Origin of the sequence: Nocardia suismassiliense (assembly GCF_900269665.1) — a bacterium.
Taxonomy (GTDB): Bacteria; Actinomycetota; Actinomycetes; order Mycobacteriales; family Mycobacteriaceae; genus Nocardia; species Nocardia suismassiliense.
On sequence record NZ_LT985361.1, the window covers coordinates 5,689,792 to 5,713,943 of the forward strand.

A 24,152-nucleotide genomic window follows, 5' to 3' on the forward strand; every position below is an offset into this window, starting at 1 on the left:
GCGTGGTCGCTCGAAAATACCTGGGAGCCAGGCCGGACCGGATCCATACACATGCGGGTAGCCACCGCAAACAACTCAATCGGTGCGAGGTGAAATGAATTTAACTTCAGAACATCTCGCAGTATCGAGCGCATGCGTCGCCACACACAGACGTAGACCGGTGCGGCGCAGCCTGTTTGAGGGACTTAATTCGGGAACGACGTTTATAGACCAATACTCCCCCCAGTGCCTAAATTTGTGTCCGAACAACCTTGGGACCGAGATCGGTCGCACGAACAACGGTACAGAAAAAACCAAATGGGGAGTAGACAGCTGCGATAACTGGGGATCTTGATAGCGCTCCGGGAACCTGCGGACACGCCAGCCGCTCGAGTCGCTCCATAGCCGGGCATCAAGAGCCGCACGATGACGAGATCGGCGGCACAGCAAGGGCTCTGGCGACCGCACCACGAACAGTTGCGGCTCTGATCGCCAAGGATCAAGGTCGCAATCAAACAGTCACCAAAGGGTTTGCTGGAGAATGAAGTCCACCAAGTCAGGGACGAAGGCACAACTGTGGCACCACCAAGATCATCACCTAAGCCGCAGCATCTGTCAATCTCCTGCTGCTCAACCGTGCCTCACCACAATCCCATCGTGGTCGCGAAACCGTCTCGGCGGCAGCGCAATCCGGCTGACCAGCGAATGCGGTCCGGCCGACCTGCGGGGCCGATCACGCGCGGGCCAGCGGCCGGGCGGCGCTAGATGGTCAGCTGGCCAGCCTCGATCTCGCTGAAGGTGACCGGAGTCGAACCTGCCGCGAGTGTCTTGGACGATTACCGCGGACCCCTGACCGGCGAGCAACAGCGAGTCGGCGACAATTTTTTGGATAGCGCCGGTAGGGGTCCGCGCGGTCTCAGGAGTGCGGTGCAGCAGGACCAGCCAGCGGACGTCGCCTGCTGGCCGGCAGAAGTCGCCGGTGAGGGTGTCGTCCCCTGGTGGTCATCTTGACGTCGGCGTCGATGCGAGGTCAGTACACAATGGTCTCCTCAGAGGTCGACCACGGGGTGCGCGCCAGGCTCAGGCATCGACACTGCGAATCGACGCTGAATCCGACTGTGCGACTGCGTGAATCGACTCAGACGAGCAGAACTCGGCGTCCGCGCGTGTGTCCGGCCTGGCTGTCCGCGTGCGCGGCGGCGGCTTCGGTGAGCGGGTAGGACTGCGCGACCGGGATACGGAGTTTGTCTCGGGTGATGAGGTCGACGGCTTGGGCGAGTGCCTCGGGCATGTTGCCGCCGGTGCCGGCGAAGCGGATGCCGAGCATGGGGGCCTCGAGGTCGGCGATGGTGACCACCTTGTCCGGGTCACCGGTCAGGTCGAGCAAGCCGCGAATCACACCCGCTCCGTTGAGATCCAGCGCGGCATCGACGCGGCCGAGCGCACGTACGCGTTCGATCCAGCCCGGGCCGTAGGTGGTGGCGTGGGCGCCGAGGCTGCGCACGTAGTCCTGGTTGGCGGGCCCGGCGGTGCCGATCACCGTGATGCCCCGGTCGCGGGCGATCTGCAACACCGCCGACCCGACCCCGCCGGCCGCGCCACTGACCAGCAGCGTCTGGCCGGGATGGACGCCGACCAGACGGAGGATCCGCAGCGCGGTCTCGACCACCGACGGGTACCCGGCCGCTTCGGCGAAGGTCAGCCCCTCAGGTAAGCGCGTCCAGGAAGAGAGGACGGCGAACTCGGCGTAGGTGTTCGAACCGCGGCCGAGCACGGAGTCACCGACCGCGATGCCGCTGACTCCGATGCCGATCTCGTCCACCACACCGGACGCGTCCTGCCCGACGCCCGCGGGCAGCTGGATCGGGTTGATCCGCTGGAACTGACCCTCGCGGACCCGCCAATCGTGCGGATTCACGCCCGCCGCACGCACGGCGATTCGTATCTGACCAGGACCAGGATGGGGTTCGGCCACGTCTACCAGTTCGAGAACATCCGGGCCGCCGTACTCGGCGAAGCGCACTGCTTTCATGTCTCGAACATAGCGCTACCCGTTAGTGTTTTGCAACGGTTAGCTGTTTGCATCGGTTGCTGTTTCGCACCTGATAGCATCAGCACGTGACAGCGCCGACCGTCGGACGTCGCGAGCGCAAGAAGGCCGCGACCCGCCAGAAGATCGCCGATACCGCCCTGCGGCTTTTCCTGGAACGCGGCTACGACGCGGTAGGCATCCGCGACGTCGCCGCCGAAGCCGACGTAGCCGTCACCACCCTCTTCTCCCACTTCGCCTCCAAAGAGGCCCTGGTCTTCGAGCAGGAAGAGAACTTCGACCGACGCCTCACCCTGGCAGTCACCGACCGCTCCCCCGACGAGCCACTCATCCCCGCACTGCACCGCGAAATCCGAGCCATCGTGCGGCACTGCGCATCCGACGAAGCCGGCCCGCTCTGGGACATGATCGATCGATCACCCGCACTGCGGCAGTACGAGGAGTCGATGCGGTTGCGCTACGCAGAGTCGCTGGCCACCGTGATCGCCGCAGACCTCGACGTGCCGCCGACTACGACGCACTGCCATGCCATCGCGAGGTTCGTGATCGACGCGTACGCGCTGGCCCGCACGGCCGCCGACCCGGACGCCGCGTTGGACGAGATGTTCCGGATGATCGAGGCGGCTTGGAAGGTCGCCTCCTCGAATCGCTGAGGGACGGCGACAACGCCGGATCGACGCTGATTAGAGCCGATCAGACACGCCGGCGCACTCGGCGAGGACTGAATCCATCGTCGCGTAGTCCACGACGGCACCGCCCTCGCCGACGTGCATACCGAGCACCTCTACGTCGCCGGGCCAGCCGGGGAGCTGGCGAGCCAAGCGCCGCGTGGTCTCTGCCCGGCACACCAGATCGCTCGACTCGCCCGAACACACGAACGGGCGGCTATTCGACGCAGCGATGGAGTCAATATGCAGTGCACCTTTCCCCTGTGACGATCCCACTACCGTCCCCGGCATCCACGGACCAGCACAGCAGGTCCATCCTGCGTTTGTACGTCTTTTCCCCCTTCGTCAATTCCCCGTCTTTTGTACTGATCAACGCGAGGCCTGCCGCCCCGGTACTGGGAGTGGAGCCGAGAGGCTTACAGCTGGAACCAACGGCATTGACGATGACTATCTCCGTATAATAGAAACCCCCTTCCTTGGGGTCGATATGCTGGCGCCGCTCCTTCCCGACGTCCCGCGCTATGACCTTTTCGCACTCGTACTGGTTGCCATCCGATCCCTCATCGGCATGGCAAACGGCGGAAAAAGATACGGCTAACGCGGCTGCGGCACTCGTGCACCGCATCACCCTCGAAGTCAGCATCGCTTTGCTCCCTACAGAGTTGGTTGATGTCTGCCAGAGATGGACTCACCATGACCGTGCGGGCCTTTGACCAATCCAGATCGAATTCGTTGCCGCGACGAGGAAGGATGGGTACGACGTACCGGCCAACGACAGCAACCGCAGAGCAGGGCGCATACCGGCCGCTGAGCAGGCGACTTCCCGACGAAGCGCCGATCGTCTGACTCAATCTTTCTTCGACAGTTCAGTAACGATATTGAGCTCTCGACAGCGTATTCGAAGCCACGAATCCACCGGCGTGGACACACCGCGCGCCAGTGCGATCAACTCTTGGTTGCATTCGGCGGCACGCAGTGCTCCGACCCCACCCACCGCGACGTAGGAGATAACCTCGGTCCATGGAGTCGCCGATACGCTACTGCTGATGGCCAGCGCTTACATCGCATCCGACTCGGACGGCCGAATCCACTGCGCCGCACGGTCATTCTGGCACTCTTGCCACAATGGCGTATTCGAGCCCTTCTTCGTGGCAGGCAAAGACGACGGTGGCCAGCCAGCCACCGTTTCCACGGAGACAGCCTCCGCGCCCCCAACTTCCTTCTCGGGTTTCCTGGTTACCACCAAGGAGCTCGAGATCCACGCCATGACCGAATGGCCAAATCGGGTCGCAAGTTCAAATCCATCTCCGCGCCGCACGTAAACCCCTTGCTGGCCAACTGCATTGAGCGAAGCTGAGCTGATGTCGGTGTCGCCACCGGAGACCACCGGCACCGACAATCCTCAGCGCGAGGGCGGTCCCTCGGCGGGACGTGATTGCAGCAAGTCCGAAGCAGTAAGCGCAGCTTGCAGAATGCGGGGGTGCGCGGGTTCGGTCAGGTCGAGACCGGTGAGCACGGCGATGCGGTGCAGTCGATATTCGACGGTATTGCGGTGGACATACAACTCGAGGGCGGTCTGGCGGCGGTTGTAGCCGGTGCGGACGAACGCGCGCAAAGTGTCCATCAGATGCGGATGCTGAACGAGCGGCTCGAGCTTGGCGGCCAGCCGCTCGAGCCCGGCGCCGGGGCGGGCGAGCTGGTATTCGACCAGGACGTCATCGAACCAGTACAGGCCTTCCTGGCGGCCGAGTCTGGTGAGCAGGGCCATGACCTCGCGTGCCTCGGCGGCCGCGGCGGGCAGCTCGGTGGTGGGGGCGGTGGCGGCGGCAGCGAGCACGGTGGTCGAAAGTGCTTGCCGCACATGGGTAACCAACGCGCCGACGTCGACGCGGGCGGGCAGCAGTGCCAGGCCCTCGGTGTGGTCGGTCAGCACGTGGGTTCCGGCGTAGGCGTCCAACGCCGATTGGACCAGCCGATCCGGCCGCCGCGTCGCGAGGTGGAAGACCAGGACGCTGTGGCGTGCGGCCACTTCGATCTGCGCGGCTTGGGCAATGGCTTGATGGGGGCGCCCGTGCAGCAACGTGGCCAGTAGTTCGTTGCGGAGCCGATGGTCTTGGCTACGCAGATCCTCTTGGACCTGCACGTGCGCCAGGACAACTCCGGGCATCGCGATCGCCAGGCCGTCGAGCAGGAACGTGCCTGCGGCAGGTAGCTCATCGGGCCCGGTCAGCTCAGTGATCGTCTGCCACCACACTTTAGCGCCCAGCAGGTATGCCGCCAGGGCCGCTTCCAGGGGAACATGGTCGAGTGCACGGCGCCCGGACAACTCCACCAGCCGGGTCAGCTCGTCGGCGTGCATGGTGTCCTTGTCGCGCAGCAACCTCAGCAGAACGCCCAAGGCAGCTGTCACCGATTCGGTGACCGGACCCGCGAGCGTCTCGGCGGGCAGCTCGCGGTAAAAAGGCACTTCGACCGCGCATCGGCAGACCACCTTGCGGGCCATTTCCGGGAGTCTGGGCGCCAATCGGTCATACAGCTCCGCCATCGGCAGATCGTCACATCACCCAAACGAGACGGTCAATATCTGAGCTGGCGGCCACTGCCGCGCCGGGCCTGGCCGGGCTCACACTGTGCGGAAGGAAGCCACTTCAGCTCTGAAGGAAGCGTTCATGTCTCTGCCATCACGCAGCGCCCGGCCCGGTCCCCGTCGCCTCTCCCCCGCCCACCCGTCACTGGTGAGTCTGGTGCTCGCCGTAGTGTTGTCGGCTGCGGCGATGCTGTCGAGCGCAGCACCCACCGCGGCCCAGCCCACCACTTCACCGCAGCCTTCGGCCCCGGCGCCCTCGGCGAGCGGCGATTTCGGCTCCGAGGGACCGTACGCCACCGCGGTACGGGTCGGGGCATTCCATACCCTGTACTACCCGCGCGACATCAGCGCCAGCCCCCGGCGTCACCCGGTGATCATCTGGGGCAACGGAACTTTCGCAGCTCCGCTCCACTACCGCACTCTGCTGCTGCACTGGGCCAGCCACGGCTTCATCGTCTCGGCGGCCAACACTGGTCAATCCGGCTCCGCCTACGCCATGCTGGCGGGCATCGACGCCCTCGGCCGCGCCGACGCGGACTCCGGCAGCGAGTTCTACCAGCACGTGGACCTCGCGCACATCGCAGCCGCCGGGCACTCCCAGGGCGGCGCCGGAGCCATCGTGGCCGGAGCCGATGAACGCATCGACACCGTGCTGCCGATCGCACCAGGCCCGCTGGCCGACATCCGCGACGTCCACGGTCCGGCGTTCTTGATGGCCGGTCAGACCGACCTCATCGTCCGGCCGTGGCTGGTCCAATCCTTCTATAACGCCGCCACCCAGATACCGGCGATCTACGGCGAGCTGCGCCGGGTCGGGCATTTCACCATCGGCCTCGACCCGTCGGTGTACTTCACGTCCACCACCGCCTGGTTGCGGTTCCAGTTGATGGACGAACCCTCGGCCCGCGCGATGTTCTACGGCCCCTCCTGCGGCATCTGCACCGACTCCGACACCTGGTCGGAAGTGCAACGCAACGCGCTGGTGCCCCAATAGAACCACCGACCGCTCCGACCCGGTGCGCCGGCACAACAGCCGACCAACCGGGCCGAGTGACATGGCGGCGACCGGGTTTCTCCGTATGGGACAACGGAACATTCGGTGACTTCGCCCCTCACCCCGGACCGCGCAGCGTTTCCGGGATCCTCCGCCGCACCAGAGCAGCCGCCGTAACCAATTGTGCGCGCACCATCTGCTCGGCCGTTGCCCAGCCGTTGCCGAGCTGGTGGTCGACTCACCGCGGCCCGCAAGCACTCCGGCTCGGCGGATTCGACCGTAACCCCCGCCGCCGTCAGCGCCGATAGTTTGCCGCGCTGTCCGACAAAGCGCGTCGAGCACGCGGCACAGGCGTCCGACGACACCGACCGCGATGAACTACAGTGACCGACGATTCGGGCTGCGGACGCTGCCCGAGATTAGTATGCTCGGACGCGCTCCATCGAAACACGCTGTAGTCGAACATATTTGGATGTACCGGTCGGTTTGCTTTGCGCGCCGAGCGGCCATGGGAGAACGAGCAGGGAGGCGCAACGTGTCACGGTCACGCCGAACAGATCGATCCCTGAACTCCCTGCGGTTTCGCCTGCTATCTGTGCGCTGACCCTGTCTCTGCTGCCGTGCGGTCAGCGTCGGACAGTCGAGGCATGCACGACCTTACTGCTGTGCAGATCTACGTCAGCCGATATTTTCCGAGGAGTAACTGTCATGGTCCTGTTGCCTGCTCCGGCACGACCGACGACCGAGCACGCTTGTCCGCCAGGCGATCTGCCGACGGTGCCGCCCGCCGATGAGTCGCGCGCGTGACGCTGCATACGCCGGAGTTCGCGGCGGACCCACACAGCGCCTATCAAGCCATGCGCGACCATTACGGCCCGCTGGTTCCGTTGGAACTGGCGCCCGGGATTCCCGCGACGTTGATCATCGGCTACCGGGAAGCGTTGCAAGTGCTGAGCGACCCGCTGCATTTTCCGGCCGACCCGCGGGCATGGGAGTCCGGTCGCGCGGCGGGTTGTCCGGTGTTGCCCACCATGGGGTGGCGCCCCGGCGCGCCGCGGACCACCGATCCGGAGTACGCGCGAAACCGCAGTGCTACCACGGATTGTCTGAACCAGGTCGACCTGTACACGCTGCGGGTCACAGTCGAACGCATCGCGTCGAGGCGGATCGACAGTTTCTGCGAGGCCGGCTCGGCCGACCTGCTCAATCAGTACGCCATTCCGCTGACCGTCGAGGTACTCCACGAGGTGCTGGGGTTCGGGCCGGAGAGCGGCCGGAGGGCGTTCGCCGGCCTGATCGCATTGCGCAACGCCGCCGACGCGGCGTCCGCGCAACGGGGCGATGAGATGTTGACCGCGGCGATCGCGGACGCGGTGGCCGCGAAGCAGGTCGCGCCGGGCACGGACGTCATATCGTGGCTGCTGCAGCACGGCGCGGGTGCGGACGAGAAGGCACTGGTAGATCAGGTGGCCACGTTGTATGTGACGGGCACCGAACCGACCTGGAATCTGATCGCGAACACAGTACTGCTGCTGGCCAGCGATGATCGGTTCGGCGGCGAACTACTCGGCGGCGCCTTGTCCATCCGAGACGCGATCGATGAAGTGCTCTTCACCGACCCGCCGGTAGCGAATTCGTGTTTCAGCTATCCGCGGCAACCGCAGATCGTGGGGAACACCTGGCTGCCGGTGGATCAACCGGTCCTCATCAGCCTGGCCGCCTGCAACGCCGACCCCGCCGCGGCGGACGGTGACCGCACGGGCAACCGCTCGCACCTGTCCTGGGGCGCGGGCGCGCATTCGTGCCCGGCCCAGTCGGTGGCGATGGTCATCGCCCAGGAAGCGCTCGACCAGTTGCTCGATGCGTTACCCGAGGTCCGGTTAGCCGTACCCGAAACCCAGTTGCAGTGGCGCACAGGCGGTTTCCACCGCGCGCTGGCCGCTCTGCCGGTGCGGTTCCCACCGTCCCCGCCACTGAATCTCGGCTGAGGCACCACCAGGGTTCGCTGAGCCGGCGCCGGGCGGCTCAGCGAATCGATCTACCGCGAAAGCCGTGGCTGCCTAACGGCTTTCAATTGATCCGGGCGACCACCTTCACAGCGGCAACGGCGCAGTAGGCGGGAACACCACCGGCAACGCTGTCAACGCTCGGTGGAACGGGCCGGGTCGCCACACGAGATCCTCTTTGGCAACCGCCAGCGCCAATTCCGGAAGTACGTCCAGGAGTTGATCGATGACCTCCCGGGCGAGCAGCAGTCCGTACGGCCGAGCGTGCGCGGGGCAGGCATGCGGGCCCGTGCTGAACGCCAGATTCCAGCCGTTGTCCAGAAATTCTCCGGTGTTCATCTCCGGATCGGTGTTGCAGGCGGCCATGCTCACGATGACCGGCTGATTCGCGGGCAGCCACACGCCTTCGATGATGACCGGCTGCCGTGGATAGGTGATGCAGTAGTTCGCCATGGGCGGGTCGGTGGCCAGCCGCTCGTCGAGCGCGGTCTTGGTCGAGAGCGGCTGGCCGTTGTCGATGGTGGTGAACCGGGAGTCGGTCAGCATCAACAGCAGGGTATTGGCCACGAGGTTCAGTGGCGGTTCGACGCCGGCCGCGAACAGCAGGACCAACTGATGCACCATCTCCTCGTCGGTCAATCCGGCGGAATGCTGGACCAGCCTCGTGGTGACGTCATCAGCGGGGTGCGCGCGCTTCAACGCGGTGAGATCGAGCAACGCCGAGCCCATGATCGCGTTCACCGTCTCGGTGTCCACACCGTCGAACATCGCCGCACTGGCCTTCGCGACGCGCTCGCCGATGTCCGGCGGGCAGCCGAGGACCTCACAGAAAACCGAAAAGATCAGCGGAAGTACGTACTGGCTCAATACGTCGGCGTTCCCGTCCCGGCAGAACGTATTGATGATCGGGACGGCGGATCTCTCGACAATGGATCGCAGAAAGTTGAGGTCCATTCCGGCCAGGGCGTCGTTCAACGCATGGCGGTAACGAGCGTGCTCCGCACCGCTGGTACGGATCGCGTTGGGCCGGTATTCGATCATCGGCATGATCGGGATATCGGTGGGCGCAGTCTTCTGCCAGATCCTGGGATCGGCGGGAAAAAGCTCGGAGTCGTTGAGAATTCGGACGGCGGTGCGATATTTGATAACCAGGGTTGCGGGCACCCCCGGCCACATCTCGACCGGGACCAAGGGTCCGTAGTCCTTACGCATCCGGCGGTAGAACTTGTGCGGATCGGCCGCGAATTCTTCGCTGCAAATCGAGATTCGGGGCCCGGCGAACTCGATCGACGGGGTCGAGGCGGGGGTGGAGCCATGAAGCGTGTGCTGCGGATGCACTGCCGTCTCCTTGGTGTCGGTTTCGCACAGCATCGTACCCGCGACGCGCGAGTAACATCATCGCTATCTTGTTACCTGTCAACGAGATCCGACACCGTAGCAGATTCGGACATACCTCGCCGGATGGATGCGGCCGCGGCGCACATATCGGGCGCCACAGCCGCATCGAGTGTCCTGGTGGAGGGCAGGATCAGTGTCGCTGGGAGCTCTCGCAGCGCGAGTCCCAGGCGGCAGGCAGATCATCGGACAAGACCGGCGCCCCGAGGATCTCGTCGTCGAGCTCGAAGGCGTCAAGCACCGCAGACAGGTTGTCGGCCAGATTGTCGATGGCGTGCCGGAGTTGTTGTTTCGTGGCTTCGATCGCGGCGATGTCGAGCAGGCCGTGCGTGAGGTACCACGTGGCCTGGTCCAGCAGGTGGTGCAACGCGAAAACATCACGGACGGCCGCTATTTCAGGATGGCCGGCCTGCTCGTCGAGCAGCCGCAACGCCGCTTCGGTGCAGTACGCCTCAGCGAGGTCGAGTGCCTCGGGAATGACCGCCAACCGGTCCGCGAGCGCCGGTGTCGCCAGATGCCGCTGCGCCTCCTGTGCGATCGTCAGGGTGCGCGCCCTGAGCAAACGCACGCGGTCGTCGGGGTCGGCGGGGTCGTGCACTCGGACTGCGGGGGGCAACGTACCGGCCAGTTGCCTGGCCAGTACCCGACCGGCCACGGAACCCAGGACGTGACAGTCGCCTTCGCCGGTGATGGCGGCGTGGCAGACGCCGAGGTAGTCGGCGACGCGGTTGGCGCTGAACATGCCCTGCGCGCCCATCTTGATGCGACAGTGCGTGACCGTTTCCAGCGCGTGGAGCTGGATGAAGTGCTTGGCCAACATCACCGAGACCACCGTGTCGCGATCAGTGAGATCGCTACCGGCGAGCGAGGTTTTGATCGCGTTGCCGTAGACGGTCCGGGCAACAGTGCCTGCCAGATCGGTGAGCAAGGTGTCGCGTACGTGCGGAATATCGAACATCAACGGGCTGTCGATTGCGGTCAACGGCACCACCCGCTTGGCGGCGTAACGGAGCGCGATGTACAGCGCCGCGCGGGCCGTAGCGTTCAAGCAGGACGAGAGCGCCAAACGTCCGACAGTCAGTTGGCTGATCGCCGACGAGAACCCCCGACGCCGGCTGTTCTCATCGCGCCACGTCAACACGCCTTGCTCATCAATGGTAGCCAGGTCATTGCTCAACCAGGCGCTGCGCTCGACCCGCAGGCCCTCGAAGCTGATGACCGAGTTGTCCATGATGACCAGCGGCTGATGGTCGAGCTGGGTGATCCGCACGCCCGCGCAGGGCTCGCCGTTGGCGTCGCGTAGTCGCGCGGTGAACAGATGCACACCCTGGTCGACGCCGGCCGCGTCGATGAACCGCGCACCGATGACACAGACCCGAGCGACCGGGATGCCGACGCTCGGCATGAACTTGCGCGCCCGCGGGTTCGGCGTGTCGAGCACGAACCCGTCGCCGTCCCACCTGGCGGTGGTCTGCATGAAGCCGATGTTGGAGCCGCACCCGTACTCGGTCAGCAGCATCACACCGATGCTGGACGCGTCGTCCAAGTCCTGCAGATACGGTGCGGCGGAGTCGGAATCGGTCAAGGTGGCCAGACTGCCGGAGGCCAGGTTGTAGTGGCCGGAGATCAGCGGGATCAGATCCGTCGCCAGCACCGCGGACCAATCGAACACCGCGAACAACTCAGGCAGGTCGGTGGCGACCGCACGGGTGCTGCCGATCCCCTTCACCAGGTCCCGGAGTTGATCATATGCGTTCTGGCGCCGCCGTTCCTGGCTCTGCCGCTCCGTGACGGCGAAGTCCGGATTGCACAGAATCCGCTGCAGTTGTTGGTGGAACTCTCTGTCGCCGTGCCGAATAAGCCCAGCTAGCGATGCACTATCCCGGAGCATTTGCGTAACCATTACCGCCTCCTACTTCATCCGATCCCAGCGGTCGCTCATCCACCGTCGGGCATACCTGGGCCATCGCTACCGAGCTACGACGTTCCAGAACCGGCGTTACCGCACAGCTATGCGGACACCGCCAGGAACCGGCACAAGGAAGCCGGAACGATCACCTGTCAAAGTTCACTGAGCCACATACCTTTTCGTAAGGTTTCGTTCACCTCATCATTGAATTCGCTTGCAGCACTGCGAACTCGATGTTCCGATCCAGCTCCTACAGCGGATCACGTACTCGGGAATTGGTTGCGGCCAGACCGGATTCACATGGCCATCATTGTAGAGCGCCCACTGTTGAGTTTTCAACCAGGAGAACGCATTTCGGCGTTTCCGATAAAACGGTACGCGGGATCGCCGAAATAGCCCCACTCAGCCGAACCGGACCGGTCACCACCTGAAACGTTGGACGCCAGGGGATGTGATCATCGCCGGCACAGAACTCGGTGCGGAAGAAGATGTTCGACCGGGCATGCGCGCCTCGGCCTCGGCTGCGGCCCGCCCGCCGCGGGCCCGAATGGTCGGTGTCGTCTACCCATCACCCACCTTTCCCAACAGATCCAGGGTACGGTCGTTCGCCGGGGAAAGCAGGACGTTCAGGACGAAAGTGTCGAATTACACGACAGCGGTACGACTCCCGGACGTGTCGTCACAGGCGACATTCGAGCGTGCCGTAGCGCTCCTCCCCCGCTCGACCCGAGAGCGAATTACCTGGTGCTGACCGGAACCGAGCCCATCGACTGCGCAATCCCGTTGTCGGCCAGCCGATTCGCGGACCTGATACCGAACACAAGTTCGGATGCTACTGCCCGACAGGCTGGCCTGTCCGCGGCCGCATGACGGTCACGGATAGCGCTGTGACACCCTGAGGCAAGCGAACAGGATGCTCGTGTCGCGGTGGCCGGACAGGCCGGCTTGTAGTCGATTGCAATGATGGTGGAAAATCTCTCCGGGAAGACGACAACGCGAAAACCGTTGCGCCAGGAACGAGTGGAAAGATCGAATCCGACGAGTCGATATACGGCTTCTCGTTCGTAATTCCGAGGTTCCGAGTCCTGATGGAAGTCGTGGCGTCGTGCGGGCCAGGTGAGGGGTTTATCCGGAAGCGCTCAGCTACAGCAGCGGCGCGGGTTATGGCGTGACGATGGTTGCCGTGCAAACCTTCCAGAGATTGTCTGTGCGTGCGAGGCCGAACAGTGCGACCTGGTCGATTCCTGCGGCGCTACCCAGTTTTCCCTGAACACGAGCGTAGGTGTAAGCGATGTCGTCGACGACGGTGGTGTAGTGGAAGTCATCGATGTCGATGCTCGCGGTGGCGAGGTGAGGGTCGGTGGCGACCTTCGCCGTGGTGAGGACTTGCCGATCACCATCGGCAATGCGCAGTCCTAGATCACCGCAGGTGCGCGTGGACAACGTGGAAATATCACCGGTGTTCGCCGCGGTCACCACGGTCCGCACAGCCTGGGGAACCTCGGATGCGTCGGTGGCCGAGTCCTGGTGGGTGCGCAGCAAGGCGATCGCAACGACCGCAGCGACCGTAATGACGATCGCGCTCATGACAATCAGTGATTTGCGAACCGGTCGGGGGCCGCTGCCGGACGGTGTTGTCATAGTCGATTCCTCTGCTGACGATAGCGGCGGGTGAGCGCGATCGCAGCGATCACCCAATTGATGGTCACCAGAATTGCCAGCACCCAGTCCAACATCGAACCGCGCCCGCGGACGACATCGATGAACGGGCCCGCGCCCACGACGGTGACCAACGCAGTCATCACCAAAAAGTAGGTGTCTGCTTTCGGTATCGCGAAAAAGCCTTTCATGACCTGGCCTTTGCTGGTTGAGGGGCTCATCGACAGTTGTCGAATCGCCAGCCCTGCGGGGTCCGCGCCCAAGTCCGGCCGGATTCGGCATCGGGTTCCGCGTCGATATCGTTGTATTTGAACACGACCGTGGCAGAGTCACTGTCAGCGCGCGCCGAGTAGCTGGGCCATCCAGCGGCAAGATTGCGGTTGCCGTAGATCTCGTTCATCGCCGCGGCGAACTCGGCTGATGTCAGGACAGCCTTGCACCTATCGGATCGGTACTCATAGGCCCTGACGTAGTCGCCATCGGCGATCGCGGTGTACATCGCCACCACCGACTCCTGCAGATCGCCATCCCGGTTTGCGGTTGGTTGGCCGCGCTGGGTCACGCCGACAATCAGAAGTACCAGCATCGTAGCCGCGAGCAACCAAGCCGATGTGGCACCGGCGCGCAGCCGCAGCAACCGCGCCGAACTGGGCCGAGCTGACATGAGACTTCCTTCCTGAGTCACGCTGCGCACGCAGGCCATGGTGTGCATCGCCCATTTCCCGGGGGCGGCGTGGCCGGCGGAGGTGGCGGGTTCTGCGGGGTTTGGACCGGGGCAGGAGTCGGTGCCGGAGGCTGACTGGTCGGGGGCGCGGTGGGCTGAACCGTGAGCGGCGGCGGGCTGCTGTTACCTCCGCCTTGGTTACCGTTGCCGCCACCCTGGTTGCTGCTATTTCCCCCCTGGTCGCCGTTGCCTCCGCCATTTCCGGTGCCGCCTGAATCACCACTTCCTTCGCCCAGATCAATGCCGAACAACGGCAGACACATACTCAGAGCAAGGCCGAGCCCGGTGATCGACAAGAAGATATCCCAGAATTTCGGGTCCTTGGCCAGTTCTTTGAGCAGCTTCCACACCTTTTCGGGGCTGCGGTCCTTGCCCTTTTCCAAGTCTTCGAGGATTTCGGCGATACGGTGAGCAAGCCGTGGAACACGGGCGGCGACTTCTTCCAAAATCTTGGTGATCCGGGCGATGCGCAGCAGTGGTATCAACAGCACGCCCGCTGCGCCTACGCACTTCATTACCTGAGTACCATTGCGCAACATACACTTCCAGTCGCAATCGTCGAAAAGCCCGACTGATTCGCTGTTCCCGCCAGCGGCTTGTCGCAGCGCCAGCTCGAAGTAGTCGTAGGGCGCGGCGGCGACCCGCTGCGCCGGCTGTCCCTGCTCGGTCTCAACTTGTGTCGGCGGCATAGCCGGAGGCAGAGCAGGAATCGAGGAATCGACGGGGCTATCGGCGTCATTGCGTGGCGGGGCAGCAGGGCTCGGTGCCGCGGGCGGTGCGCCGGGCACGGGCGGCAGGGCTGCGCCCGGGACAGGCACGATGGGTGTGCCGGCGCCGGGGCCGACTGGTGGGGGTGTGAGTGCGCCCGCGCGAGACCCGCCGCCGGTGCCGGGTTGGCTCGGTGCCCAGGTCGGCAGCGGCGGTTGTGAGGGGGGGGGGGGGTGGGGGGGGTCGGGGACATCGACGCACGGCCAGCCCGGGTGCATCTGCTGCCACTGCTCACACGGAATGTAGGGCCCTGCCAACGCAGGCGGGGCGATGGGATCGATGGTGGTGAGCACAGCTAAACCCACCAGCAGCGACCCAGTCGTGGCCAGAGTGACACCGGTGCGGCGCCATGCTCGCCATCCTCCCCGACTGCTCGTACCCGTCTGGCGCATGCAACGGCCACGCTCCTGAATGCGTTTGGCAGGCACGGTCTTTGCGCTGTTCACAGGTACACCGGGTCGCCGTAGACGGTGACGGAGTTGTCCGCGGCCGGGGTGGAGATCCGCGCGGTGGCGTAGGAGCGCAGCGACACCGGACCCATGCAGGCGTCGATTTTGACCTGGACTTGTTCGGCGGTGATCGACGCGCGTGGACCGGCCAGGGGTTTGGTACCGAAGTCGATGGTGGCGATGGATCCGGGCTTGAGGGTGGTGGAGATGTTCGGTGACACCGACGCGCTCGCACCGAGACTCACACTGGGCGGCCAGCTGATGTTCAGCGAGGCGTTCGGGCCGACCGAGAACCCCATGCCCAGGCTCAGACCCGTGGACACATCGACTTGGCAGCCGATCTGATACCCCAACGCCAGCGAACCGGCCGAGACCGGCGCAGCTCCCGCCCCGGTGACCTCAGCGATCGCTTTGAGGCTGACAAAACCCTCGCGGGTGAACATGGTCGAGGCCAGATTCGGATACCGATCCAGATTCTCCTCGGTCTTGGTGACCGCGAGAGTCCACCCATCATCGGTGACAGTTTCGCGATGCTTGTCGGCCACCGGATCCGCCCCGGCAACACCCCCAGCCCACATCCCCGCCAGCAGCACCGTACTGCTCGCCGCGACACACGCCACGGTTCGCGCAATCCTCCCCATCAGTCCCTCCCCTTCCGAAACCATCGTCAGCAAACTATTAGCTATCTTCCGTGAAGGGTTGCACGACCTTCCCGCCGGAACAAATGTTTGTGACCGCAGTCATATGGGCTCCGCGAGCGACATCGACCACCTGGGACCGTCTGGAAGCGGGAGGCTCTCCCCTCCGGAGCCTCCCACCTCCAGCCGTTCCTACGGAACCTCTCCGAGCTGCTTCGTGGGTCGGTGAGGTCCTGAGAAAAAGCCTGGCGCAGCGGCAGCTACGGGACGATCGTTCCCCCGTGAACAGACGGGCGAAGTTGCTGGTAGGGCAATGTTTTCGCGTTTCCCGGTCCGGGAGTCGACCATGGTCGGCGCAGTGGCGCGTGCCGTGCAGCATCTGCACTGGTGGAGCCAGGTTACTGTCCGGCCCGGAGGAGCTGATCAGCTAGTTCGCCAAAACACCTGCCGCGCACGCCATTCAGGTGCGCCAACCACCGTTCGACCGCAAGCATCGGCGACCCCTGAGCGGTATCGCTCAGTACACGACTCGCCCGGATTTGCTGACGCGCAGAGGATTCCGGTTGAGAGACGGATCATCAGCGCCCGTCGGAGGTATCGTCGAAGTGGTTGTGCGGCAGGGGAAGATGTCGATACGGGGGAGTTGAGACGTTGATGTCCGGAGATCACTTATGGCGCTGGCACAGTAGATGTGCGGCCAATGGTTGATACGCCATCGGATCAGGGAGTTGGTAGTTCACCTCGCAAGGTTTTCACCCGGCAGTTCAACAGCCTGTGGGAACGCGCGGGGAATCCCGTCCTCGACCGGGTGGCACGCACGGCCAACAAGCGTGAGGAGGCCGCCAGAGGCAACGCCGGGACGGTCACCACTCAGCGGCTCAGCGATTGGCGTGCCGGTGCTATCCCAGCCCGGTGGGAAGTGCTTCGACCGGCGCTGCTGACGCTGATCGACCTGGCGAAACACGCCCAAGGGCGCCCTCCCGCAGGACTTCTCAACCTGCGGGAGTGGCAACGCCTGTGGTCCGACGCCAATGCGTGGAAACCTCCGGAGGACCTCGATTGCCCGTATCAAGGTTTGGCACCGTACTTTCCGGGCGACGCCGAGCGGTTTTTCGGCCGCGAACGCGCGACCGACGACCTGTTGGCGCTGGTCCGATCGACCGACCGGGCCGGTGGCGGGATCGTCGTTGTATTCGGCGCCTCGGGCGCGGGCAAGTCGTCGCTGCTCGCCGCGGGGCTGATCCCTGCTCTGGGGCCCGAATGGACCACCACCACCAGCACACCGGACTCGGACCCCGCTGCGATCGAGATCCCGTCGGATCGGCGCGGTCGGCGCCTGATGGTCGTCGACCAGTTCGAGGAACTGTTCACCGCGGCAATCGGCGACGACGTACGCAGGGCGTTCATCGACCGCTTGCCGCGCTGCGCGGATCAGGGTGTCACGGTGGTGATCGCGGTGCGGGCCGACTTCTTCGCCCCCTGCCTGGACTATCCGGTGCTGGCCGACGCCATCACGCGGCGCCCTTTCCTACTGTCCGCGATGAGCAGCGACGAACTGACCGATGCGATCACCAAACCGGCAGCCAGGGCGGAACTGAAGCTGGAACCGGGCCTGGTGGAACTGATCCTGACCGAGTTCAGCGGACTGGGTGACGTCACCGATGGTGACAGTTCAGGTGCGCTGCCGCTGCTGTCGCATGCCATGGAGGCAGCCTGGCATCGTCGCAAGGGACGCAAGCTGTCCGTCGCCGGTTACCGGGCCGCGGGCGGTGTCGCCGGGTCCGTGGCCCACACCGCCGACACCGCGTGGCAGAAACTGGACGACCCGCAGCGGGCAGCGGCCAAAGACATGCTGCTGCAGCTGGTCACCGTCGGCCACGACACGCGCGATACCCGACGCCGGGTTGCCCGCGCTGATCTGCTCGCACATACCAGCGACCCCGATGCCGCGGCGACGGCGCTGGAAACCCTTGCCCAGGCACGGCTGATCACCCTCGACGCCGATACCGCGATCCTCACCCACGAAGTGGTGATCGAGGCATGGCCGGAGTTGCGGAAATGGATCGACGCCGATCGTGAAGGCCACCTCATCCGCCAGCGGGTCGCCGCAGATGCTGCGGAATGGTCCGCGTCGCAACGCAATCGAGCCCTGCTGTATCGCGGCACCCGCCTGGCACAGGCTCGGGAACATCAACCGAGACCGACCGGGCAGACCGGCGAATTCCTCATGGCAGGCATTCGCCAGCGCCGCAGGCGCGTCGTCACGCAGGCCGGGCTCGCGGCGGCGGTGGTCGTGCTGATGGTCGCCGCGCTGACCAGCGTCGTCCGTGCCGACCTCACCGGCAGGGAGCGCGACGAGGTCTTCTTCACGACCGTGCTGAGCGAGGCCGACCGCCTGCAGATCAGCGAACCGACGCTGTCCGCCGAGCTCAGCCTCCTCGCACAGCGACTGCGCCCGGGTAGTCCTGATGCCGCCGCACGTCTTGTCGCGAGCCAGAACCTGCCGGTGGCACGCACCTTCAGCGACCACGACGGAAACGTCACCGAGCTCGTCTACCTCGACAACGGTCTGCTGGTCACCGCGGGCGACGATCATGTCATCCGGGTCCGCGACCCGGCCACGACCGGCCTGACGGCAATGATCCCCGACCCCACCGGCAAACTCACTGTTCTCGATGGGCATGGATCGACACTGATTGCGGGCAGCGCCGACCACTCCGCGCGAATCTATGACCTGTCCATCCCGGAACGGCCCCGCTTGCTACACGTCGTCGACACCGGGTCCCCGATCACGAGCCTGGCGCTCTCGCACGACGGCCGCACTGTCGCCATCGCCCACGCCGACCAGGTCACGCTGTGGGATATCACCGACCCACGGACAGCCAAACCTCGCTCGCCATCGCTGACCGTCGGTGAAACCGTCTATGGGGTCGGATTCAGCAGTAACGACAAAACGCTGGGGACGGCAAGTGGAACGGTGCAGGGCTTGTTCGGCCATACGCTCACCGCTCGGCTGTGGGATCTCGACGCACCACCGAGCACCCGCACCGGAACACAGGTCGCGCACGTCGTCGACGGACGAATGCCCGTGGATCTTTCCTCCAGCACGCCTCTGCTGGTCACCGCGGGCCGGTCGCCTTCGCAGCCACCAGGCAGCGACGCGGAGATTCGGTTCCTGAACATCGAAGACCCCCACCATCCGCACCCTGCAGCCGCAAGCTTCTCCTTCCCCTCCGCGTACGACCTGGTCACCATCGTTCTCAGCCCCGACAGCCGGACCCTTGCGACCGTCACCTCCTTCGGCACCCAACTGTGGAACCTCGCCGACCTCGCTCACCCCACCCCCTTGGGACCGCCGCTGGCCGCTGCCGCAAACTGCCTCGGCGCATCCGGCAACCGGCGATGCTCCACTATCCCGGCCGGCGTTGCCTTCAGCCCCGACGGACGCTACTTCACGATCGCCACGGTCGGCGGCACGGTGCAGCAATGGTCGCTGCCGAGCACCAACCCGGCTGGGCAAGCCGGACAGATCCATCCCCCGGCGGTCAGCGCCGACGGCACCCGGATGATTACCACTGCCCACGGCGCCGCCGCCCGCATCTGGGACATCCACGACCCCGCGGCACCGCAGCTACGCGGCACCGTCGACAACGTCACCGGAATCGCAGGCTTGTCGGGCACCAGCTACCCCGTCGTCAGTTTCGACGGCCGGTTCACCGCACTAGCGATCAACGGGGTGATCACGCTCATCGACATCTCCGATCCGGGCAGGCCCCGTGCGACACACCGTTTTCCGGAAGCCGCGGGTGTGGCGTTCGCCCTCGACCAGCAGCTACTGGTCACCCTCTCCCGAGGGCCGGTCGCGACATTGATGGCCTGGGACTACGCCGACCCCGACCGGCCGGTGCAGCGCAGCCCAGCGATCGTCGTACCGTCATCGGGCCGACTGTTGCGCACGGGATTTCGATTCGCCGCCAGCCGCGACGGCAAGATCGGTGCCACACTCGCCGACAAACTCAACGTCTGGGACACACCGCTGTCGCTGCAGCACTCCACCGGGCCGATCGGCACCGCCGTCGCCGACTGGCTGGGCGACGGTTTCGGTCTCGCGGTCAGCCCCGACCACCGCACCGTCGTCGCCGGTTGGGACGCAGGCACCGCCCGCGTCTTCGACATCACCGACCCGGGAACCATTCGACCACTGGGAGATCCACTGGCGGCCAGCAGAAGCGCTGTCTCCTCGGTGGACATCAGTCCCGATGGCCGGCGCCTGGCTACCGCAGGCACCGACTCGACTGTCCGGCTTTGGACCTTCACCGATCCCGAACACCCCCGCCCCTACGGCCCGTCCCTCATCCCACCGGGTTCAGGCCGGTGGCATGTCGCTTTCCACCCGAAAGCCAACTACCTCATCGGCACCGGCGGCCAAGGCGCACTTCGCTTCTGGGACCTCGAGCCCGAGCACGCCGCCGACCGCATCTGCACCCTCACCGCCAACACCATCACCACCGACCTCAGTACCTACTTGCCGGGACGGAAGCTGCCGACGTTATGTCCATGACCCGATTCACCCGGCGCACCGCATTCGGTCTCGCGTTGGCCGCTCTGGCGGGCACCGTCCTCGGCCGACCACCAGCTGCTGCCGGGCGGCCCGCACCGCCTCTCGATCTGCCACCACTGGGTGACGAATTCCTCTGGGGCGTCGCATGTTCCGGATTTCAGAGCGAAGGTCACACACCCGACAGTCACCAGGGGCGGCTGTTCACCCAACACACCGCACTCGCCCGATTCCCGGATTCCGTGGACTTCTACACTCGGTACCCAGCTGATATCGCGCTGGCCGCAGGCCTCGGCGTCGGGGTGTACGGCGTCAGCATCGAATGGGCGCGGCTGCAGCCGAGGCCCGGCGAATGGGACGAGGCCGGTTTCGACTTCTACGACCGTGTGCTGGATGCCATGGCCGCCAACGGAATCCGCCCGATGCTCACCCTCGACCACTGGGTGTATCCGGTGTGGATCGCCGAGCGTGGCGGTTGGGGCGATCCGGGCATTGTCGAGGCGTGGCTGGACAATGCCCGAAAAGTGGTGGACCGCTACGCACCCCGAGACCCGCTGTGGATCACGGTGGCGAACCCGGGCGCATACATGAAGTTCGAGTCGCGCGACACGCTACCGGCCACCGGCATTTCGACGATGGCGTCGCGGCTCGCCGATGTGCACAACGCCATCTACGACTACATCCACCTGGTGCAGCCCAGCGCTCAGGTGACGATGACGACCAATGTCGCGGCAGCCACCATCGCGGACGCTACCGAAAGCCTGATGTTGGATAAGGTCATCGACCGCTTGGACTTCGTCGGTCTCAGTACCTACCTCAGCTTATCGCTGGACACGCTGCCGCAGCTGACAGAGCACACGCTGACCGCCCCGCAAGACCTGAACAACCCGCTCACGCACGCGGTACAGCCGGAATCGATGTACTACGCGCTGCATTATTGCGCACACAGATTTCCCGGCAAACCGGTGTATGTGGTGGAAAGCGGGATGGTGACGCGGAACGGCCTGCGCGAAGACGGGTACAGCCGCGCCGACCACCTGCGCGACACCGTCTACTGGTTGCAGCGTGCGCACGCCGACGGCATCAACGTGATCGGCTACACCTATTGGACACTCACCGACAGCTTCGCCTGGGGCAGCTACACACTGCGTTTCGGCCTCTACACCGTCGATGTCGTCACCGACCCCACCCTCACCCGCAAGCCCACCGACGCTGTCGCCGCCTACCGCGCCATCACCGCGTCCAGCGGAGTTCCGCGCGACTATCGACCCACCCGGCCACCGGCCACCTGCTCGTTCGTCGACCTCCCCGACAGCTGCACCGACCCGGTGACCGTGCCGCACTGAACGCATCCCAGTGACCGGGATCATGCAGGGCCGACGTGCGCGGCCGCACCCGCCGGTGTCCACCGATCGGTGGACACCGAGTTCGACCGGTCGAGGCTGTCGGCGACGGCAGGCGACCGAGCAGTATTCGGGGCATGCGAAATCGCTTGGTAGCTATAGCTGGTTGGAGTGCGCGTCGCCCGTGGCTCGCCATTGCCGGATGGTTTGTCTTCGTGGCGCTGTGCCTCGGGATCGGGGTGGGGATCGGCGGGAAACCCGCGGCGACCGAGGATTTCTGGATCGGTGAGGCGGGTGGCTCTTTTTCACCTCTGCCGCTGCCGCACACAAGCAGGGGGTGAGGGTCTCGGGGGGGTGCGCCCCTTTGCCAAAACACAACGCCCCACCGATCACGAGGTCGCTACACGAGACGTCACACNGGGCGCGGGGAGGCGATAGCGGCCTCGGGGGGATTGCAGCAGCGGGCAGTGGAGCGGGTGCTGATCACCGACGACGGGATGCGGTTGGATGCCGCTGCCGAGCGCGTCGCGCGGGAGATCACCGACCGGATGCGAGCGCTGCCGGAGGTCGATTCTGTTGCCGCGCCGGTGTATTCGGCCGATGGGACGGCATTGCGGGTCGATGTGACCATGGTGGGCGCGGAGCTTGATGGCGATAAGCATGTAGGGGCGTTGCGGGCACAGACCGAGGAGGTGGCGCGAGCTAATCCTGGGCTGCTGATCGAAGAGACGGGTGGCCCCTCGGTCAGTAGTGGGGTCGACGCGTTGCGCGGCCGAGATCTGGCTCGTACCGAGATGATCGCGGTGCCGATCACCTTGCTCACGCTGCTGGTGGTCTTCCGGTCGCTGGCGCTCGCGCTGGTGCCGTTGCTGCTGGCCGTATCTTCTATTGTTGCCGCCATCGGGCTGGCGATGCCCGCGTCACATCTGTTCCCGGACAACGGAGTCGGCACCAATATCATCCTGCTGATCGGACTGGCGGTCGGCGTCGACTACACGCTCTTCTACCTGAAGCGCGCACGGGAAGAGCGCGATCGCCCCGGCGCAGCGCTGGATTCGCGGGCGGTGGTGGCGGTGGCGGCCGCGACTTCGGGCCGGGCCGTTGTGGTGTCGGGGCTCGCCGTCGCGGCCTCCACCGCGACCCTGTACCTCGTCGACGACGTCATCTTCTCCTCTATCGCGACCGCCGCGATCCTGGTGACCCTGGTCTCGGTGGCCAGCTCGCTCACCGCGTTGCCCGCACTGTTGACGGTGCTCACCGATCGGGCCGCGCGCCGAGCGGCCGGGCATGCCGCACCGGTCCGCCGCACATCGTCGCGCGGGCGGTTCACCGGCTTCGTGCTGCGCAAGATCGCGGCGAAGCCCGCTGCCGCACTGACTATTTCGGTTCTCGCCATGCTCGCGCTGACCGCGCCGGTCCTCGGCCTCGAGCTCACCGATATGGGGCGCGAGACCCATCCGCGCACCATCCCGGCCATGCAGACCTTCGACCGGCTGAATGCCGCCTTCCCGGAACTGAAGTCGATGCACCAGGTCGTCGTGGCGGCGGATCCGGCACGGGCGAACGAGGTCACCAACGCGCTGCGCGCCTTGGCCGAGCGAGCCACGCACGATCCGGCGATGATGCCGCCCGACGAGCCGCGCACCTCGGCCGACGGCCGGGTCACGCTGCTGGAACTGCCTGTCTCGCATCACGTCAGCGACGACGCGGCGCAGCGGTCACTCGAACGAGTTCGCGCGGACTACGTTCCCGCCACGATCGGCGCACTCCCGGACATCGACTACGCGGTAACCGGTGACGTGGCCCGCTATGCGGACTATCCCGAGCATCAGAAGCAAAAACTGCCGCTGGTGATCGCGGGGTTGCTCCTGGTGACCTTCGCGCTGACCGCCGCGGCATTCCGTTCCATCGTGCTCGGCCTGGTCGGTGTGGTGCTGAACCTGCTCTCGGCGGGTGCCTCGCTCGGCCTGCTGACCTGGGGTTTTCAGCACACCTGGGCCGAGCGCCTGCTCGATTTCGACTCGACCGGCACGATCGGATCCCGAGTCCCGTTGCTGCTCTTCGTCATCCTGTTCGGCCTGTCGATGGATTATCAGGTCTTCGTGCTGAGCCGGATCAAGGAAGCCGTCGACAACGGTGTACCGACCCGTCAGGCCGTGCTCGACGGTGTCGCTGGTTCGGCGGGCGTGGTCACCAGCGCCGCGTTCGTCATGGTGACGGTGTTCGCCAGTTTTGTTCCGCTGCACATCATGGAGATGAAGCAGATGGGCTTCGCGCTCGCGGCGGCCGTGCTGCTCGATGCCTTCGTTATCCGGATCGTGATTCTGCCCGCGCTGCTGCTCCTACTGGGTGATCGAACCTGGTGGCCCGTACGCCCGGCCGTCACCCCCGCGGGCCGCGTGCCGGTGAAAGTAGGCTCATAGAA

Annotated in this window: 16 protein-coding genes; 6 read left to right on the plus strand and 10 right to left on the minus strand. The window is 65.3% G+C overall.

The features are described from left to right. Window positions 1-1,117 precede the first annotated feature (1,117 nt). On the minus strand, window positions 1,118-2,011 hold the full coding sequence (locus tag DBO33_RS25245; protein WP_107657276.1) for an NADP-dependent oxidoreductase: 894 nt from the start codon (window positions 2,009-2,011) through the stop codon (window positions 1,118-1,120). Between the two features lie 86 nt (window positions 2,012-2,097). Here DBO33_RS25245 and DBO33_RS25250 point away from each other — a divergent pair, with 86 nt between their 5' ends. Next, on the plus strand, window positions 2,098-2,682 hold the full coding sequence (locus tag DBO33_RS25250) for a TetR/AcrR family transcriptional regulator (RefSeq protein ID WP_107657277.1): 585 nt from the start codon (window positions 2,098-2,100) through the stop codon (window positions 2,680-2,682). 30 nt (window positions 2,683-2,712) lie between these two features. Here DBO33_RS25250 and DBO33_RS25255 read toward each other — a convergent pair whose 3' ends face one another. Continuing rightward, on the minus strand, window positions 2,713-2,850 hold the full coding sequence (locus tag DBO33_RS25255) for a hypothetical protein (protein ID WP_159080486.1): 138 nt from the start codon (window positions 2,848-2,850) through the stop codon (window positions 2,713-2,715). A 1,249-nt stretch (window positions 2,851-4,099) separates the two neighbouring features. Continuing rightward, entirely contained in the window at window positions 4,100-5,242 is a 1,143-nt protein-coding gene (locus tag DBO33_RS25265) for a PucR family transcriptional regulator (protein ID WP_107657280.1), read from the minus strand. A gap of 124 nt (window positions 5,243-5,366) precedes the next feature. Between DBO33_RS25265 and DBO33_RS25270 the strand changes: the two genes are divergently transcribed. Continuing rightward, window positions 5,367-6,278, plus strand: a complete 912-nt coding sequence (locus DBO33_RS25270; protein WP_199856752.1) for a poly(ethylene terephthalate) hydrolase family protein — start codon at window positions 5,367-5,369, stop codon at window positions 6,276-6,278. An 803-nt stretch (window positions 6,279-7,081) separates the two neighbouring features. Then, window positions 7,082-8,266, plus strand: coding sequence for a cytochrome P450 family protein (locus tag DBO33_RS25275; protein WP_107657281.1), 1,185 nt, complete (start codon window positions 7,082-7,084; stop codon window positions 8,264-8,266). A gap of 105 nt (window positions 8,267-8,371) precedes the next feature. Here the strand turns inward: DBO33_RS25275 and DBO33_RS25280 are convergent, their stop codons facing one another. The 7 genes from DBO33_RS25280 to DBO33_RS25310 form a co-directional block, all read right to left on the minus strand. Next, window positions 8,372-9,622 carry a cytochrome P450 gene (locus DBO33_RS25280; RefSeq protein WP_234391024.1) on the minus strand — a complete coding sequence of 417 codons (1,251 nt, stop codon included), beginning with the start codon at window positions 9,620-9,622 and terminating at the stop codon, window positions 8,372-8,374. 190 nt (window positions 9,623-9,812) lie between these two features. Next, window positions 9,813-11,582 carry an acyl-CoA dehydrogenase family protein gene (locus DBO33_RS25285; RefSeq protein WP_159080487.1) on the minus strand — a complete coding sequence of 590 codons (1,770 nt, stop codon included), beginning with the start codon at window positions 11,580-11,582 and terminating at the stop codon, window positions 9,813-9,815. A gap of 1,167 nt (window positions 11,583-12,749) precedes the next feature. Next, window positions 12,750-13,175 (minus strand): Rv0361 family membrane protein, encoded by a 426-nt coding sequence (locus DBO33_RS25290; RefSeq protein WP_159080488.1) that lies wholly within the window; start codon window positions 13,173-13,175, stop codon window positions 12,750-12,752. A 50-nt stretch (window positions 13,176-13,225) separates the two neighbouring features. Continuing rightward, window positions 13,226-13,468 (minus strand): hypothetical protein, encoded by a 243-nt coding sequence (locus tag DBO33_RS25295; protein WP_159080489.1) that lies wholly within the window; start codon window positions 13,466-13,468, stop codon window positions 13,226-13,228. Beyond that, the gene (locus DBO33_RS25300; RefSeq protein ID WP_159080490.1) at window positions 13,465-13,941 is read right to left on the minus strand and encodes a hypothetical protein; all 477 of its coding nucleotides are present in this window, start codon (window positions 13,939-13,941) and stop codon (window positions 13,465-13,467) included. The genes DBO33_RS25295 and DBO33_RS25300 overlap by 4 nt, the downstream gene beginning before the upstream one ends. Further along, window positions 13,929-14,660: a hypothetical protein gene (locus DBO33_RS43015; protein WP_159080491.1), complete on the minus strand. Its 732-nt coding sequence runs from the start codon at window positions 14,658-14,660 to the stop codon at window positions 13,929-13,931. Before DBO33_RS43015 ends, DBO33_RS25300 begins: the two co-directional genes overlap by 13 nt. A gap of 521 nt (window positions 14,661-15,181) precedes the next feature. Then, window positions 15,182-15,829, minus strand: a complete 648-nt coding sequence (locus DBO33_RS25310) for an MspA family porin (RefSeq protein ID WP_234391025.1) — start codon at window positions 15,827-15,829, stop codon at window positions 15,182-15,184. 697 nt (window positions 15,830-16,526) lie between these two features. On the opposite strand from DBO33_RS25310, the gene DBO33_RS25315 reads away from it, so the two are divergent. The 3 genes from DBO33_RS25315 to DBO33_RS25325 all read left to right on the plus strand — a co-directional run bounded on the left by DBO33_RS25315 (window position 16,527) and on the right by DBO33_RS25325 (window position 24,150). Next, complete coding sequence (locus DBO33_RS25315) at window positions 16,527-20,387, plus strand: AAA family ATPase (RefSeq protein ID WP_107657286.1); 3,861 nt, start codon at window positions 16,527-16,529, stop codon at window positions 20,385-20,387. Continuing rightward, window positions 20,384-21,730 (plus strand): family 1 glycosylhydrolase, encoded by a 1,347-nt coding sequence (locus DBO33_RS25320; protein WP_107657287.1) that lies wholly within the window; start codon window positions 20,384-20,386, stop codon window positions 21,728-21,730. The genes DBO33_RS25315 and DBO33_RS25320 overlap by 4 nt, the downstream gene beginning before the upstream one ends. Before the next feature lie 464 nt (window positions 21,731-22,194). Next, a complete protein-coding gene (locus DBO33_RS25325; RefSeq protein ID WP_199856753.1) occupies window positions 22,195-24,150 on the plus strand; it encodes an MMPL family transporter in 1,956 nt (651 codons plus the stop codon). Window positions 24,151-24,152: the final 2 nt, after the last annotated feature.

Bases quoted from the DNA above. Each gene is read 5' to 3' on its own strand.
- DBO33_RS25320 (WP_107657287.1), top strand. From the start codon at position 20,384: ATGACCCGATTCACCCGGCGCACCGCATTCGGTCTCGCGTTGGCCGCT.
- DBO33_RS25295 (WP_159080489.1), bottom strand. From the start codon at position 13,468: ATGAGCCCCTCAACCAGCAAAGGCCAGGTCATGAAAGGCTTTTTCGCG.
- DBO33_RS25265 (WP_107657280.1), bottom strand. From the start codon at position 5,242: ATGGCGGAGCTGTATGACCGATTGGCGCCCAGACTCCCGGAAATGGCC.
- DBO33_RS25310 (WP_234391025.1), bottom strand. From the start codon at position 15,829: ATGGGGAGGATTGCGCGAACCGTGGCGTGTGTCGCGGCGAGCAGTACG.
- DBO33_RS25290 (WP_159080488.1), bottom strand. From the start codon at position 13,175: ATGAGCGCGATCGTCATTACGGTCGCTGCGGTCGTTGCGATCGCCTTG.
- DBO33_RS25245 (WP_107657276.1), bottom strand. From the start codon at position 2,011: ATGAAAGCAGTGCGCTTCGCCGAGTACGGCGGCCCGGATGTTCTCGAA.
- DBO33_RS25315 (WP_107657286.1), top strand. From the start codon at position 16,527: ATGGTTGATACGCCATCGGATCAGGGAGTTGGTAGTTCACCTCGCAAG.
- DBO33_RS25270 (WP_199856752.1), top strand. From the start codon at position 5,367: ATGTCTCTGCCATCACGCAGCGCCCGGCCCGGTCCCCGTCGCCTCTCC.
- DBO33_RS43015 (WP_159080491.1), bottom strand. From the start codon at position 14,660: ATGCCGCCGACACAAGTTGAGACCGAGCAGGGACAGCCGGCGCAGCGG.
- DBO33_RS25285 (WP_159080487.1), bottom strand. From the start codon at position 11,582: ATGGTTACGCAAATGCTCCGGGATAGTGCATCGCTAGCTGGGCTTATT.